Raw genomic sequence first — 15955 nt, forward strand, 5'->3', positions numbered from 1 at the left:
GTGTATATTTGTATCTCAGCGAATGTTTGCTTGATATAAACACACTGAATCGAGTTCTATTTTAGTCTAAAAAACCAGCATACCTTCTATTAATTTAGTCTATTCCCACATCACCAAAATGGCGGCGATAGCGATTAAGACTAACCCTAGCATATCTTTTATCTTTACTTTTTCCTTCAGCCAAAAGGTGGCAATCAAGATCATAAAGAAAACTTCAACTTGACCTAAAGTTTTAACATAGGGCACAGCCTGCAACGACATAGCACTAAACCAACCGATAGAACCTAAACAACTGGCGATGCTTGTCAGTAAAGTCAACTTAGGTCGTTGCCATAATGCTATCAGCGTAAATTTATCCTTAAGCAACAAATAACTGACTAACAGCAAAGTTTGTAGGCCTATCACAAATAGCAACACCCAAGCTGCGCTATGGGGGAAACCCACATTCAAACATAAACTCGCTTCTCGTACCCAAAGCGATGTCAGCGCAAACGAAGTACCGCAAGCCAAACCAATCAATACCGTATTGAGCGACAAGCTTCGCAGGCCTTGCTTGGCACTCATGAGAAAAATTGCCACACCACCCAACAACACTCCCGACCAACCTAAAAGGGATAAATGCGTCCCAAAAAACACTGTGCCTAACACAGCCGCGACCACAGCTTCACTCTTGGCTAGCCCAGCACCAACGGCAAAGTTCTGTTGCTTGAACAATTTCACCATCAAGCCCGTCGCGAGGATTTGCATCGCCGATGCTCCGAGAATAAAACCGATAGAACGATCGCTAAAATCGGGGATTCCGACATCCTGCCAAAGATATAAGCTCGCCAGATACACGGCGGCAATCGGCCCAGCCCAAATAAAACGCGCTAAGGTCACGCCCGCAACACTCACTTCTTTACTCAGCTGGCTTTGAAACGCATTACGCCAAGCCTGCATAAATGCCGCCAGCAAAGTGAGTAAGATCCACATAAAGGTATTCCGTAAAGAATCTGGTCGGCTATAAAAACAAGATTGTTAGGCAAAGCCCATCATAAAACATTAATGTTTCAGATAGCTACGGGGCTATACCAATCACATTCCTCGACTGAAAAACAAAAGCCCCGAACGAGTCGAGGCTTTAGGATTAAGTCACTAATTCATTAAGTCTTAGCTTGCGATTACTTACTGGTATCGATTGGCTCGAAGGATTTAACCAAATCGTCGATCGCTTTCATTTGCTTCAGATAATTTTCTAACTGATGCAAAGGCAGCGCACATGGGCCATCACACTTAGCGTTATCAGGATCGGGGTGCGCCTCAATGAATAGACCCGCTAAACCCAGCGCCATACCACTGCGCGCTAACTCGGTCGCCTGTGCACGACGTCCGCCCGCTGAATCGGCACGACCACCAGGGCGTTGCAGCGCATGGGTCGCATCGAAAATCACCGGATAGCCAGATTGCTTCATCTCGTCCATACCCAACATATCAACGACTAAGTTGTTATATCCAAAGCTTGAACCACGTTCACACAGGATGATCTCGTCATTACCCGCTTCGTTAAACTTAGTGATGATATGGCGCATTTCATGTGGTGCTAAAAACTGTGGCTTTTTCACATTGATGATAGCGCCAGTTTTTGCCATCGCGACAACCAAATCTGTCTGGCGTGCTAGAAATGCAGGTAACTGAATAATATCAACTACTTCTGCCACTGGCGCACACTGATGCACTTCATGCACATCGGTGATCAAAGGTAAATTAAAGGTCTTTTTAATCTCTTCAAAAATCTTTAAGCCTTCCTCCATACCTGGACCGCGGTAAGAGTTGATCGAAGAACGATTCGCCTTATCAAAAGACGCCTTAAATATATAAGGGATCCCCAGCTTTTGAGTCACTTCGGCGTAGGTTTCAGCAATCGACATAGCGAGATCGCGAGACTCAAGCACGTTCATGCCACCAAACAACACGAAAGGTTTATCGTTGGCAATCTCGATTGAACCTAGGTTTATGATTTTATTACTCATCGCAACTTCTCTCTAAAATGCTGGTACCTTTCCCAGCGGTGAATAGGAGCTAAGGCGGTTATACCGCAACTAACTGTAAAATTTGACCACAAATCCATGCCATATAGGTTCCTAACGCATAACCTAATACGGCTAACAGTACGCCCACGGGTGCTAAAGCGGGGTGAAATGCCGCCGCAACTACAGGGGCTGACGCAGCGCCACCCACATTCGCTTGGCTGCCTACGGCCATATAAAATAACGGGGCTTTAATCAGCTTAGCCACCAGTAACATAAAGCTTGCGTGAACGATCATCCACACAATACCAATTAAAAAGTACAATGGCGTATCGAGCACCTTACTCACATCCATATGTAGACCAATGGTCGCAACTAAGATGTAAAGGAAGGCTGAAGCCACTTTTGATGCCCCCGCCGCCTCTAAATGACGCACTGGGCTGAATGACATCGCCAAACCAATCGTTGTGACTATCACCACTAGCCAGAAAAATTTAGAGGTTAAACTGTAATCTGCGGTCCAAGGATAGTTCACTTCAAAAAATGGCCCCAGAAAATCAGCGGCGATATGAGCAATACCTGTGATACCAAAGCCTACAGCGACAATCAGCATAAGATCGCGCAGATTAGGAATGCGTGCATTTTCAGCGTGATACTTTTCAACTTTATCTTTTAACGCTTCAATAGCAGAAGTATCCGCACCGGTTTTAGCATCGATCTCTTTCGCTTTTGAGGCTAGGAACAGCAGCACTGCCATCCAAATATTGGCGACTATCACATCGACTGTCACCATCACAGAGAAAATATTACCGCCCACGTCATAAATTTCTTTCATTGCAGCTTGGTTTGCGCCGCCACCAATCCAGCTCCCCGCTAAGGTCGTCATACCACGCCATACCGCATCGGGGCCATCGACCCCAATTAAAGAAGGTTCAATAACCGACACCAGCAACAAGGCGATAGGGCCGCCGATAACGATACCGACAGTGCCGGTTAAAAACATGATCAAAGCTTTCGGCCCTAAACTTAAAATGGCTTTTAAATCAACACTTAAAATCAATAAGACTAAACAAGCTGGCAGCAAATAACGGGATGCAACAAAATACAGTTGTGAGGTATTACCATCGATTACCCCAAAGGTATTCAATAACGATGGCAAGAAATAGCACAATAAAAGGGCGGGAATAAAACGATAAAACTTCTGCCAAAAAGGATGACTACTGCTACTGGTATAAAATACAAAACCTAGAATTGTCGCGAGTATTCCTAACGCCGTGGCATCGTTCGTCACTAAAGCCGTGCTTGTCATGCTAATTTCTCCCTGTCGATACAGTTATTATTTTTATTAGAGACTTAACTTTTAAGTCCCTGGGTCAAACTTCCATCTGCCCAGTGTTATTATTTTTGCGGATTGAATTCGTTAATAAAAGTTGAATAAATAAGAAGAGCCCCGAAAGGCTCTGCTTTAGTGATAAACCTCGGCGTGTTCGTTTAATTCTTTGAGCTGCATCTTCACTATCTCGATCACGGGATCGTGAGGACTATTATCAACAAAATGCTGCAGATCGGCGGCGGCCACATTAATACAACCCAACTGCTGTGCAATAAACGCCCGCTCACGATTCAAATGCACATCGTCAACATGCCATTGCAACAGCAGACTGCAACACTCCATCGCTGCCTCAAATTGATGCGACACTATGCAACCCGCCTTAAGCTCATGCAGCATACGCGTCAGCAGTTTTTTCACCGTTGCAGGCTTTAAGTAACTTGCCTTAAGTTCAGCAGCATTACCTAACTCGCCGCGCACTAACACGTGCAACTGGTGACGGGTGAGTTCCTTGCCCGTTAAAGGATCCAAATAACTCACTTCACCGCCAATCTTACAACGCAGCACTGTATTGCCAGGTAGCAATATGGGGTCGAGTTCAAGATCTAACTGCTTTGCCAGCAACATCAATACCGTCGCCAGCGTTGTACTATTACCTTGGCGACTAATTAAGCAAGTACCTAAATCTGCCGCCTCTGTACTGAAGTAGTTCTCACGAACACAAAAACCTAAATCCTCGTAAAACCAATGCAACAGCGCATTAAAACGCTGTTGTTGATCAACCAAGTAATGACTTAATACGGCTCCCGCCATTTCAAACCAAGCCCATTTAGCGGCTTCAAGTTTAGAAAATCCAAGGTGCGCACCTACATCCAATGCCGACTCGGGCAATGAAATGCCATCTTGCAGAGTGTAGTTACCCATTAACCCAATAATACCGCTTGTTTAAAATGAGCCAATTTAGCAGCATAAACCAACCAACCTATCGCGCCTAAGTAAGCAAACACTTTGAACAATTTGTTTCTATTCGCTTTTATGGCAATGGCGCCTAGGACAATGTAAGCAACTACAGCACCGATTTTTTCGGTCATCCAAGGATCCACAAAAGGAAATTGCTGGATCATAAAACACAAAGTTAAGCCCGACAGCAGTAGGAAAGTGTCGATAACATGGGGCGCTATCTTGAGCAGCTTCTTCTCCATCAGAGCCGATTGGCGAAGATGCAGGACAAAGCGCACGCTAAGCAGTAACACGCTCAACGCGATAAAGGTAAAATGCAGATGTTTAACCGCAGGATATAGACTGTAAAAAGTTTCCATTACGATACTTATGGCCAGTGACAAAGGCGCTAGTTTACCCTAATCCTTGGCGGCATACCAATGCCTATCAGCCTAGATATTCAGAGCTAACATCATAAAAAATCAAACGAGAAGTGACGATGAATTTAAGCTTAATTAATGATGAATCAACCGAGTTCGCCGACGCTGTAAAACAAAAAATTGTCGAGTTCAACCAAGTCCAATGGCAGGGGCTTAGCCGTAAAAATCTCGGACTCAAACTACAGGACTCCGAAGGTAAACTGTTAGCAGGGATCAGCGGTAAAACCTTCGGCAATTGGTTGTTAATCGACTATCTGTGGGTCAATGATTCTTTAAGACACCAAAGTATCGGCACGCGCTTATTATTAGCCGCAGAAAGCCAAGCAAAGGAGCGCGGCTGCCAATTTGCCCTACTCGATACCTTAGATTTTCAAGCTAAGCCCTTTTATGAGCGCCACGACTATCGCGTGCAGTGGATACAACAAGCCTATCCAGAAACCGGCAGTAAATTTTTTATGGTAAAAGTGTTGTGATGTTTAAGGTTTAGGATCTTCACCTTACACCAACTTAAGGTCGCCCTATCGAAAACAAAAACGCCATTGGCAATAACCAATGGCGTTCGATAAATCGGTATAACTGGGTAAATATCTTCACTTAAAGCAGAGTTATTACTCCGCCCATTTGCCCATAGTGCATCTGTCATTACTGCCAAAGTCTCGCACTGTGGCGACATTCTCATAGCCCAGTTCAATAAGCTTAGCTCTGAGTTTCACAGCCTGCTCAAAACCATGTTCGAGCAGGATATAGCCGTTAGGCTTTAAGTAATCTCGGGCAGTGTTGGCAATATAATAAAGATCGGCAAAGCCTTCCTCGGCGGCGGTTAACGCGCTTTGGGGCTCGAAACGCACGTCACCTTGGTGTAAGTGTTCGTCAGCTTCATCAATATAGGGCGGATTTGAGACGATTAAATCAAAGTCCCGCGACTTTACGGCACTGAACCAGTCACTCTGGAGAATTTCGACCTGTGGCAGCTTTAAGTTCTCGCGGTTCGCGATAGCCAAAGCCACGGCATCATCGACTTTATCGACCGCGGTGATTTGCCATGACTCACGCTCAGACGCCAACGCCAGCGCAATTGCCCCAGTGCCAGTGCCTAAATCGAGCACTTTGGCGTAGGTGGAAAGCGGCATGTTCAAGGCGGTTTCGACCAAAATTTCAGTATCAGGACGCGGGATCAAAGTGGTGTCGTTGACGATAAAAGGCAACGACCAAAATTCGCGCTCACCGACAATATGTGCCACAGGTACGCCTTTTTGGCGTTTCTGTACCATTTGCTGGAAGCGTTTCCACTGTTCAACCGTTAGGGATTTTTCAGGCCAAGTATACAAATAGCTGCGGCTTTTATTGAGGCAATATAACAACAAAACCTCTGCATCCAAATGAGCGGATTCAGAGGTTGATGCTAACTGCACATAAGCCCATTGCAGGGCTTCGGCTATGCTAGATTGATCTGACAAAATTACCCCTGCTCGTCAGCCAGTGCGGCTAACTGATCGGCTTGATGCTCTTGCATCAGAGGCAATAAAATAGCATCGAGATCGCCTTCCATCACTTCGTTCAAGCGATATAAGGTCAAGTTGATGCGGTGTTCGCTCACGCGGCCTTGCGGGAAGTTGTAAGTACGTACACGTTCGGAGCGATCGCCACTGGCAACCAGACTACGACGGGTCGATTCTTCGGCGCTGCGGCGTTTTTCGTCTTCAACAGCTTGAATACGTGCGGCCAGTACACTCATGGCTTGGGCACGGTTCTTGTGTTGCGAACGTTGATCTTGGCATTCCACCACGATCCCAGTAGGAATATGGGTGATTCGAATAGCTGAGTCAGTTTTGTTAACGTGCTGACCACCCGCGCCCGATGAACGATAGGTATCAACTTTCAGATCGGCTGGGTTGATTGAAATCGCTTCCGCTTCAGGCACTTCGTGAAGTACCACAACAGTAACCGCTGAAGTATGCACACGTCCTTGGGATTCGGTTTCTGGCACACGCTGTACACGGTGGCCGCCGGATTCAAACTTAAGTTTGCCGTATACGCCGTCACCACTGACCTTCATGATCACTTCTTTGAAGCCACCATGTTCGCCTTCGTTACAGCTCATGATTTCGATCTGCCAGCGATTTGCTTCAGCATAACGGCTGTACATGCGGAATAAATCACCGGCGAAAATAGCCGCTTCATCGCCGCCAGCACCAGCGCGGATCTCAACGAAGGCGTTTTTATCGTCGTCAGGATCTTTTGGCAATAATAGAATTTGCAATTCGTCTTCGAGCTGCTCGAGTTTGGCCTTAGCGGCTTTCATCTCTTCCTGCGCCATTTCACGCATTTCAGCATCGTCTTCTTCCAGCATTTCTTTGGCAGAATCGAGATCGGCCTGCGCTTGCTGATAGGCTTTAAAGCCAGCAACAACGTCTTCTAACTGGGCATATTCTTTCGATAACGCACGAAACCTGTCTTGATCAGAAATGACGCTAGCATCACCCAGCAAAGCCATGACTTCTTCATTGCGCTCGAGCAAGCCTTCCAGCTTGCGGATAACGGATTCCTTCATTTAACTCGCTAACCTTAGTTTTTATCTAATCCAAGCGCTGATCTTAACTGACCGAGAGTATTCAAATCGCCCTGACGACTCGCTGCCGTGAGGGCCTGTGTCGGTGCGTGGATAAGTTTGTTGGTCAGGCGATTGGCTAGTTCAATCAATACCTGCTCAGTGTCTGAGCCCTGGGCTAATTTATTCAAGGCGCGTTCCACTAACTCATCTTTTACCGCCATGCTCTGGCTGCGATACTCGCGAATACTGTCGACCGACTCTAAAGAACGGATCCAATCCATAAATAGGAAAGATTGTTCTTCAGTAATTACTTCAGCTTGCTCGGCGGCTTCTTTTCGAGAAGCCATATTCTGTTCAATAATGCTATGCAGGTCGTCCACTGTATACAGAAACGCGTCATCCAAATCGGCGACTTCCGGCTCAATATCCCGGGGAACTGCTATATCAACCAATAACATAGGTTGATGGCGACGCTGCTTTAGCGCTTTTTCGACCATGCCTTTACCTAGGATAGGCAGAGGGCTGGCGGTAGAGGATATCACGATATCGGCTTTTGGGAGATAATCTGGTATCTGCGCCAGTGTAATTGCTGTTGCGCCAAACTCCTCGCACATGCCTTGGGCACGTTCTAACGTCCGATTTGCTACGACCATTGAAGCCACGCCGTTATCTTTAAGATGCTTAGCAACCAGTTCTATGGTTTCACCTGCGCCAATCAACAGTACTTTAGTGGTCGATATCGATGAGAAAATATGTTTCGCCATGCTTACCGCGGCAAATGCCACAGAAACTGCGGCGGCGCCAATTTCAGTGTCAGTGCGGACTTTCTTAGCGACTGAAAAAGTGTTCTGAAAGAGTCTATCTATGGTTAGTGCAACCGTACCAGCCTCTTTGGCCTTAACGAACGCTTGCTTTACTTGACCGAGAATCTGCGGCTCACCAAGGATCAAAGAATCGAGCCCAGAGGCTACGCGCATCAAATGCCTGACGGCATCTTGACCATGATAGTTATAGAGACAAGGTGCTACATCCTCATGATCTAGGCCGTGATATTCTTCAAGCCACGCAATAATGTCGGCCTCATCGCCGTTGTTGCAATACAACTCAGTGCGATTACAGGTTGAGACAATAACGGCTTCACCCGAGCGTGTACGACTGGCCAGACTCTTCATAGCATCATGAATTTTGTCCGGAGAGAAGGCAACTTTCTCACGCAGGTCTACCGTGGCTGTTTTATGGTTAATACCGATTGCTACAAGGCTCATCTGACTCTTTCTAGATTCTTGGCGACTCTCTTAATAAGGGCATTCTACTGAATTGGCCCAACTAAAAACAGAATACGCTTAACAAAACCGAATAAAGGTCTAACTTCTTACCTAAATTTTCTATCAATAATAGGTAAGGCAAAATTTGTCCCAAGGGAGCAAATCTAAGTGACCGCCGATGGAAATTTTACGTTTGGCATTGGTATTCTTTCCAAGCCCTCGTATCATAAGGACTTTGGTATATCAGTCATAGATGAATAATTTGAAGCGCCTCACAAAAACCATTTTCTCTTGTTTTACCTTAAGCGCCCTACTCTTACTGGCGGGGTGTGAAACTTTGCCGCCGATGACTGACTTAAGCCCAATCACAGTCAATGATGCGCGCCAAGCCAAAGCTTGGGAATTACAGGGAAAACTAGCGATAAAAACTCCCGACGATAAACTCAGTGCCAATATCTACTGGCGCCACAGTGAAGATCGCGATGAACTCACACTCACGACTATGCTAGGTACAACGGTGTTGACGCTTAATTCAACCTCAAACTCTGCCCATTTACATATCGATGGCAAAGATTTTCGCGACGATAATGCCCAGCGTTTACTCGAGCGCGTCAGCGGTTGGTCCATCCCCTTGGCCGATTTACCTTTATGGATCACCGGCCAAGTTGGCCCGAATGACCAAGTACTGGAAAGCGATAGCCAAGGCAAACCCAAACAGCTCACGAACACTCAAACCCCACCGCCTTGGCAGGTCACATTTTTAAGTTGGCAATCCCAGAGCGGCGCCAACGTGCCCCATCAATTAAAGCTTGAGCGTGGTGACTTACAACTCAAACTACAACTGAATCAATGGCAAGCTCTTGGCAAGCCCGCGATCTTAGTCGGAGAACAACCTTAACATGCCCGCTGCAATTTCCCGCAATTGGCCTGCGCCAGCCAAGCTCAACTTGTTTTTACACATTAATGGCCGCCGCGCCGACGGTTACCACGAACTGCAAACCTTGTTTCAGTTTATCGATTGCTGCGACATGCTCGATTTTAAGGTCACTGAAACCGCAGAACTGATTTTGCACTCCAATATCTCTAATGTTGTCGCCGATAGCGATAACTTAATTCTGCGAGCCGCAAAATCATTACAACAAACCACAGGCTTTACTGGCGGCGCCGAAATCTGGTTGGATAAACGTCTACCCATGGGCGGAGGTTTAGGTGGCGGCTCGTCAGATGCTGCCACCACCTTAGTGGCACTGAACACATTATGGAACACCCAATTATCGACCGAAGAACTGGCTAAAATCGGCCTTAAACTTGGTGCCGATATTCCTGTTTTTATTCATGGTTTCGCCGCTTTTGCCGAAGGTGTAGGTGAACGCTTACAAGCGGTAAATCCGAGTGAGCTTTGGTACTTAATCATCGCACCCGATGCCCATGTATCCACCGCTGAAGTATTCCAAGATCCACTTTTACCACGTGATACCCCGAAACTGGCCATAGATACCTTAATGAACCAACCTTGGGCAAATGATTGTCAAAAACTAGTCGTTTCTAAATACCCTCAAGTTGCCAAGGCATTAGGCTGGCTGCTAGAATATGCGCCGTCGAGAATGACAGGAACAGGCGCATGCGTGTTCGGGGAATTCACACAAAAGCAACAAGCTCTCGCAGCCTTGGCGAAATTACCGTCTGAAATGCAAGGATTTGTTGCACAAGGGATGAATCTTTCGCCGCTCATCACGCGACTCAGTCACCCTTAAACTACTTTCTTCTAGAGTAACCACTTAACGATAACGCCTCGGGTTCCTCCCGTCCCTACATCGTCGTTACTCTAGCCACTAAAATATAAAGCAAACGCCTGAGGTTCATACAGTGCCCGACATCAAGCTCTTTGCTGGGAACGCCACCCCCAGTCTCGCTAAAAAGATAGCCGATCGTCTATTTTGCAAACTCGGAGACGCAGTGGTTGGTCGTTTCAGCGATGGTGAAATCAGTGTCCAAATTAACGAAAATGTACGTGGGGCCGATGTGTTCATCATCCAATCCACTTGTGCGCCGACAAACGACAACCTGATGGAACTCATCGTGATGGTTGACGCGCTACGCCGTGCATCTGCTGGCCGTATCACAGCTGTTATTCCTTACTTTGGTTATGCACGTCAAGACCGTCGCGTTCGTAGCGCCCGTGTACCTATTACTGCAAAAGTGGTTGCCGATTTCCTGTCTAGCGTGGGTGTTGACCGCGTTCTGACCTGTGACCTGCACGCTGAGCAAATCCAAGGTTTCTTCGACGTTCCCGTTGATAACGTATTCGGTAGCCCAGTGCTGCTAGAAGATATGTTAGCGAAGAACTTAGATAATCCAGTCGTTGTTTCTCCAGACATCGGTGGTGTTGTTCGCGCTCGCGCAGTAGCAAAACTGTTGGATGATTCTGATTTAGCGATCATTGATAAACGTCGCCCACAAGCGAACGTTGCGCAAGTTATGCACATCATTGGTGATGTTCAAGGTCGTGACTGCATTATCGTTGACGATATGATCGACACAGGCGGCACTCTGTGTAAAGCGGCTGAAGCCTTAAAAGAACATGGTGCGAACCGCGTATTTGCTTACGCAACTCACCCAGTGTTCTCTGGCAAAGCGGCTGAAAATATCGCTAACTCAGTGATTGATGAAGTGATTGTGACTGACACAGTTCCTTTAAGCCCAGAAATGTTGAAAGTGGCTAAAGTGACTCAGTTAACTATGTCTGCGGTACTGGCTGAGGCAATTCGTCGCGTAAGCAACGAAGAGTCTATTTCTGCCATGTTCCGTCACTAATAGTTCTGTTACTGAACGTTCTGACTAATCTGAGTGGTTCCAATGCACAGCTTACTGTTTTAACGAATCACTAAGCTGCAGAGCTAATCACTCAGACATAAAAACGCACTCCTCGGAGTGCGTTTTTGTTAGTGTATTTTTTAAGCCAGCTTCTGATCATCAGATGTAAACTGGCTTCTACGCATTAGATTTTAAAATTACTCACCGCACGGAATAAGAATTCAGCCTGCGCTTTCAGCTCATCCGATGCCGACGCATTTGCATCTGCCGCATGGGAGGATTCCTCGGCGATATCGCGGATCACTACCACGTTCTTATTCACTTCGGCCGCCACCATGCTTTGCTCTTCAATCGCCGCAGCAATTTGAGTACTCATATCCATGATGTTACGCACATCTGTATTGATAAGCTTAAGTAAGGCACCAGCACTTGCCGCTTGCTCCGCACTCTCAACACCTTGTTTTTGGCTCGATTCCATCAATTGCACAATCGAGCGAGTCCGCGTCTGTAAGGTCTGAATGATGTTAGCAATCTCTTGGGTTGACGATTGCGTCCGCATCGCTAAGTTACGCACTTCATCGGCAACCACAGCAAAACCACGGCCCTGCTCACCCGCACGCGCCGCTTCAATCGCGGCATTCAAGGCTAAAAGGTTAGTCTGCTCAGCAATGCCGCGGATCACATCTAACACGCTACCGATAGTCTCGCTGTCACGTTCCAATTCATTAACGACCGCTGCTGAGCTATTTAGCTGCTCAGCAAGTGACTGGATTTTATGTATCGTTTGCTCAACCTCTAATTGACCACTTTGAGCATTATCGTGGGTCTGACCCGCTTTTGATGCCGCTAATTCGGTTGTTTTAGCGATTTCCTCAATCGTTGCGCCCATCTCAGTGATTGCTGTTGCGACCATGTCGGTCTCATTAAGTTGTTGACCCACACCTTCGGAGGCGAGCATGGCATTTTCTGAAACACGTTTACAGGAAGTGTTAATCGTTGCGACCGACTCAATCACTTGCTCAATCAGCTGTTGGAAGCTACTCACCATGCTATTGAAATGCTGTGCAATTTCACCGAGTTCATCTTGGGTAGAAGCATCACACCTCAATGTCAGATCTTTACTCACCTCAATGCGAGAAATGATCTGAGTGATACGCTCAACAGGCGCGATAATACTGCGGATAATCAAGTAGGTAATGATTGATAGTAGTAACGCAATAAAGATAAACACAGTAATACCGACATTAACACTACTACTCTCAGCATCATCAATGGCCTTAAGCGCTAGGTTATGTAAGTCATTCGCACTACTTTCAGTTTCTAGGTTAGCAGCGATAAGACGCGCCATAGTGCCATCCTTCTCTGTCAAACCAAGCTGCTGCTCCTTATTAATTAAGCTTTTGAAATCTTTCTGATACTGAGTAATAAGCTCTTCAATTTTCCGTTGAGTATCAAGATCCAAACTCGAAGCATGGAGCTTGTCATTAAACTTACCAATATTGGTATCGAAGGTTTCAACATAACTTAACTCACGACGTAGCATAAAATCCTTTTCGTTACGCCTAAGTTGTAGCATAGCCACTTCGAGTGCGGGCTGATCAAATTCCTTCAGTAACGTTTCAACATTATGTACCGCAGTTCGCAATGTGCCGTACAAACCTGTTTTAGGTGTTAAGCCAATTTCCTGCTGTAGTAACACCACTTCAGAGAAAGCGGCTTGATACTGATTTAAATTACTGTCGAAACTTTCAAGCGATGCCGTCGACATACCGTAGTCTTTAAACACTCTCTCTAACTCGGGGACAATACTGTCGATTGCCATGTAGCTTTGCTTATGCAGCTCGACATATTTTAAATCCTTACGAGCGAAGAAATCCTTTTCGTTTTTACGCAGCATCAAAACATCGCGCTCTAACTCAAGCACACTTTGAGCCGCGTTAGAAAGTTCCGATTTCACCGAATTTGAATAGAGTTGTAATCCAAACATGGCAATTAATGCCGAAATAGACACAGCTGCGCTGAGTAACAACTTTGAGCGGATTAGCATAGAAAGTCCCCGAATAAATAACCTATCTTAAAAAGATAGCTGCAAATTAAGCCTTTAACAGCGCCAGTGTAGCAATACATGAAAAGTTCATATCAAATACTCTGATAGCTTGTTGATTAAAAGCTCACATATCGAAAGCACCTCATTATTTCTAGCTTAGTTCATCAAGATACTGTCGGCATATTTTACAAAGTAATGCGTGTTAACCTTGGTAACGATACCGTTTAAACGCCGATAAAAACATTACAATACCACTTGGTATAAAATGAATAACTTCATAAGCTTAACTGTAAATTTCGCGCGGATTCTACTACAGATTACAAAAATGTTACGCTGAATAATGAATCTTAATAAAATATATTTTTTACGACTCCAAACCTTTTGCTGCATTCAGTGCGTCAAAACTACAACACTTAATAATTATGGCAGGGAATGACAGTGACAGCAGGGATACTCCCACTCAATGGCTCAATGTCTGACTTTGAACTGGTCACCTTAGCGAGCCAAGGAGACAGAACTGCCTTCAAGTTGCTGTATCAAAGCCATTACCAACGTATTTACGCCCTATCACTGCGCCTTTGCGGCCATAGCGCTATGGCTGAAGAAATAACCCAAGAGTGTTTTATTTTAGTGTGGCAGAAGTTGCCACAATTTCGAGGTGAGAGTCAGTTTTCCACTTGGTTACACAGTATTTGTGTCAATCAAGCATTGAGCAGCATTCGTAAACAAAAGTCCTTTTGGTCACGATTTATTCCGCTGGAACAAGAAACTGAACCCTTAAGCTCTGATAGCAGCTATAGCGGATTAGATAAGTTAATTTTCAAACTGCCAGAACGCGCTCGCATGGTTTTCGTACTCTGTGCAATCGAAGGTTATCAACATGATGAAATCGCTGACTTACTTGGCATTGCCGTCGGCACCAGTAAGACCCAATACCATAGAGCTAAGCAACTACTACAGGAGATGCTGTAATGACGTTAACGCCGCTTTCCCGTGAACAACAGCTTGAGCAATTGATTAATAGCGCGCCCAAAGAGATGTCGCCTACACATGATCTGTGGCAAGGCATTGAAAAACGCATGGATAAAACGCTGATACCCCAAACGTACAAATCCCAGAAGAGTCACGCTTGGGCGATAGCGGCTTCGTTTATTATTCTAGCGGCATTGGGATATACCCAATTGCCCTATTTCAACTCATTCATAATGCAGCAGACAGAGCTTGCCCAGAACCAAGCTATGCCAGAGCAACCAGGGGATGCGGCCTTACATTTATTACTCACCCAAATTGCAACATCACACCAAGCGCAAGTGGACAACCTAGAACAGGCGCCAAATGCGCTAATGTGGCAAACGAGCAGCTTCAGCGCACCCGTTGAGCAAGGTTTAACTGAGCTAAGGCTCGCGGCAACACAGATTTACCAAGCTTTACAAGCGAATCCAACCGATAAACAACTTTGGCAACTGTGGCTTTGGGTGCAGCAGCGTGAGCTCGACCTATTACAACAGGGCCAAAAATTACCCATTAGAAACTCGACACAAGGAAACACCCTATGAGTAACCTCAATCTCACTAAAGCTAGCCTATTGGTTTCGACACTCTGTTTAGGCTTAATGGGCAATGTGTTAGCAGCACAAAGCGTTGATAAACAGTTAAGTGTCAGCAGCGACACTCAACTGCAGATCAAAGTCCAACGCGGTGATGTGACCATTCAAACATGGGATAAGAGTGAAGTGAGTGTCACTGGCACATTAGATGAATTGAGCGAAGGCTTTGTGTTTGAGCAACAGGGAAATAGTCTCAATATCGAAGACAAAATGCCTCGCCACTATAATGGCAATAATGACAAAGGATCACAGCTCACCATTAAAGTCCCAAAAACGGTTAAACTCAGTGCAGATACCATCTCTGCCAATCTGCAAGTTGCCGAAACTCAAGGTGAACTGGATTTGAATACGGTAAGCGGCAATATCAACGCCAACAACTTAAGTGGTAAACCTGAGTTACATACAGTCTCTGGTGATATCACGACCAAAGCACTTGATGGAAAAATCAAATTAGAAACCGTATCCGGCACGATTCAGGACACTGACAGTAAAGGAGAAATGAATTATCGCCTCGTTAGCGGTGACTTAAAAAGCCACACTCAAGCAGAAAAAGTCACGATTGAACAAGTCTCAGGTGAAGTGAATGCTAACTTTAGCGTCACCAAGGAAATCGAGCTCAGAACCGTCAGCGGAGATTCACAAGTATCACTCGCTAAAAACTTCAACAAAGCAAATTTTGAAAGTGTGAGTGGCGATATTACCGTGATCTTTAATGATGTTCCCGATGCCAGCTTCAACTTAGATGGTGGTCCTGGTGGAAAAATCAACAACGGTTTAACCCAAGATGTACCGCAAAAACAAAAATATGTACCAAGCACAGAGTTATCATTCCAAACAGGCTCTGGTGCAGCCAACGTGAAGATGAATACCATCAGCGGTCATCTGATTTTAAAGAAACAGTAATAAAAGCTATTTAGCACAAATAAAAATGCCGCCAAAGTAAAACTCGGGCGGCAT

General features: G+C 45.7%; 16 protein-coding genes. 7 read left to right on the forward strand and 9 right to left on the reverse strand.

The window, feature by feature from the left end; all coding sequences use genetic code 11:
* Positions 1–99: 99 nt before the first annotated feature.
* The 5 genes from L5M29_RS09580 to L5M29_RS09600 form a co-directional block, all read right to left on the reverse strand.
* Positions 100–972: a DMT family transporter gene (locus L5M29_RS09580; RefSeq protein ID WP_263167581.1), complete on the reverse strand. Its 873-nt coding sequence runs from the start codon at positions 970–972 to the stop codon at positions 100–102.
* A 188-nt stretch (positions 973–1160) separates the two neighbouring features.
* Entirely contained in the window at positions 1161–2009 is an 849-nt protein-coding gene (gene kdsA / locus L5M29_RS09585; protein ID WP_105250144.1) for a 3-deoxy-8-phosphooctulonate synthase, read from the reverse strand.
* Positions 2010–2067: 58 nt separating this feature from the next.
* Positions 2068–3315: a DUF819 domain-containing protein gene (locus tag L5M29_RS09590; protein WP_105250145.1), complete on the reverse strand. Its 1248-nt coding sequence runs from the start codon at positions 3313–3315 to the stop codon at positions 2068–2070.
* A 156-nt stretch (positions 3316–3471) separates the two neighbouring features.
* Entirely contained in the window at positions 3472–4260 is a 789-nt protein-coding gene (locus L5M29_RS09595; RefSeq protein WP_113939759.1) for a SirB1 family protein, read from the reverse strand.
* Positions 4260–4655 carry a SirB2 family protein gene (locus L5M29_RS09600; protein ID WP_263167584.1) on the reverse strand — a complete coding sequence of 132 codons (396 nt, stop codon included), beginning with the start codon at positions 4653–4655 and terminating at the stop codon, positions 4260–4262. The genes L5M29_RS09595 and L5M29_RS09600 overlap by 1 nt, the downstream gene beginning before the upstream one ends.
* Before the next feature lie 119 nt (positions 4656–4774).
* Here L5M29_RS09600 and L5M29_RS09605 point away from each other — a divergent pair, with 119 nt between their 5' ends.
* Positions 4775–5188, forward strand: a complete 414-nt coding sequence (locus L5M29_RS09605) for a GNAT family N-acetyltransferase (RefSeq protein ID WP_219255813.1) — start codon at positions 4775–4777, stop codon at positions 5186–5188.
* 135 nt (positions 5189–5323) lie between these two features.
* Here the strand turns inward: L5M29_RS09605 and prmC are convergent, their stop codons facing one another.
* The 3 genes from prmC to hemA are packed head-to-tail and all read right to left on the reverse strand — an operon-like array spanning position 5324 to position 8531.
* A complete protein-coding gene (gene prmC / locus L5M29_RS09610; RefSeq protein WP_113939044.1) occupies positions 5324–6172 on the reverse strand; it encodes a peptide chain release factor N(5)-glutamine methyltransferase in 849 nt (282 codons plus the stop codon).
* A 2-nt stretch (positions 6173–6174) separates the two neighbouring features.
* Positions 6175–7266 carry a peptide chain release factor 1 gene (gene prfA, locus L5M29_RS09615; protein WP_131523734.1) on the reverse strand — a complete coding sequence of 364 codons (1092 nt, stop codon included), beginning with the start codon at positions 7264–7266 and terminating at the stop codon, positions 6175–6177.
* A gap of 14 nt (positions 7267–7280) precedes the next feature.
* Positions 7281–8531: a glutamyl-tRNA reductase gene (hemA, locus tag L5M29_RS09620; RefSeq protein WP_028761678.1), complete on the reverse strand. Its 1251-nt coding sequence runs from the start codon at positions 8529–8531 to the stop codon at positions 7281–7283.
* 253 nt (positions 8532–8784) lie between these two features.
* Between hemA and lolB the strand changes: the two genes are divergently transcribed.
* The 3 genes from lolB to L5M29_RS09635 all read left to right on the forward strand — a co-directional run bounded on the left by lolB (position 8785) and on the right by L5M29_RS09635 (position 11345).
* The gene (gene lolB / locus L5M29_RS09625; protein ID WP_263167589.1) at positions 8785–9429 is read left to right on the forward strand and encodes a lipoprotein insertase outer membrane protein LolB; all 645 of its coding nucleotides are present in this window, start codon (positions 8785–8787) and stop codon (positions 9427–9429) included.
* 1 nt (position 9430) lies between these two features.
* On the forward strand, positions 9431–10285 hold the full coding sequence (ispE, locus tag L5M29_RS09630; protein ID WP_263167590.1) for a 4-(cytidine 5'-diphospho)-2-C-methyl-D-erythritol kinase: 855 nt from the start codon (positions 9431–9433) through the stop codon (positions 10283–10285).
* A 112-nt stretch (positions 10286–10397) separates the two neighbouring features.
* Positions 10398–11345, forward strand: a complete 948-nt coding sequence (locus tag L5M29_RS09635) for a ribose-phosphate pyrophosphokinase (protein ID WP_006080255.1) — start codon at positions 10398–10400, stop codon at positions 11343–11345.
* Positions 11346–11529: 184 nt separating this feature from the next.
* Here the strand turns inward: L5M29_RS09635 and L5M29_RS09640 are convergent, their stop codons facing one another.
* The gene (locus tag L5M29_RS09640) at positions 11530–13392 is read right to left on the reverse strand and encodes a methyl-accepting chemotaxis protein (protein ID WP_263167592.1); all 1863 of its coding nucleotides are present in this window, start codon (positions 13390–13392) and stop codon (positions 11530–11532) included.
* Between the two features lie 438 nt (positions 13393–13830).
* Here L5M29_RS09640 and L5M29_RS09645 point away from each other — a divergent pair, with 438 nt between their 5' ends.
* From L5M29_RS09645 to L5M29_RS09655, 3 genes are read left to right on the forward strand one after another with little or no spacing between them, the layout of a single operon-like run.
* On the forward strand, positions 13831–14364 hold the full coding sequence (locus L5M29_RS09645) for an RNA polymerase sigma factor (RefSeq protein WP_113939254.1): 534 nt from the start codon (positions 13831–13833) through the stop codon (positions 14362–14364).
* Positions 14364–14948, forward strand: a complete 585-nt coding sequence (locus L5M29_RS09650) for an anti-sigma factor (RefSeq protein ID WP_113939048.1) — start codon at positions 14364–14366, stop codon at positions 14946–14948. Before L5M29_RS09645 ends, L5M29_RS09650 begins: the two co-directional genes overlap by 1 nt.
* Positions 14945–15901, forward strand: a complete 957-nt coding sequence (locus L5M29_RS09655; RefSeq protein ID WP_219250393.1) for a DUF4097 family beta strand repeat-containing protein — start codon at positions 14945–14947, stop codon at positions 15899–15901. The genes L5M29_RS09650 and L5M29_RS09655 overlap by 4 nt, the downstream gene beginning before the upstream one ends.
* The last annotated feature ends 54 nt before the right edge of the window (positions 15902–15955 follow it).

Origin of the sequence: Shewanella sp. SM95 (assembly GCF_025653595.1) — a bacterium.
In the GTDB taxonomy this organism is placed as follows: domain Bacteria; phylum Pseudomonadota; class Gammaproteobacteria; order Enterobacterales; family Shewanellaceae; genus Shewanella; species Shewanella oncorhynchi.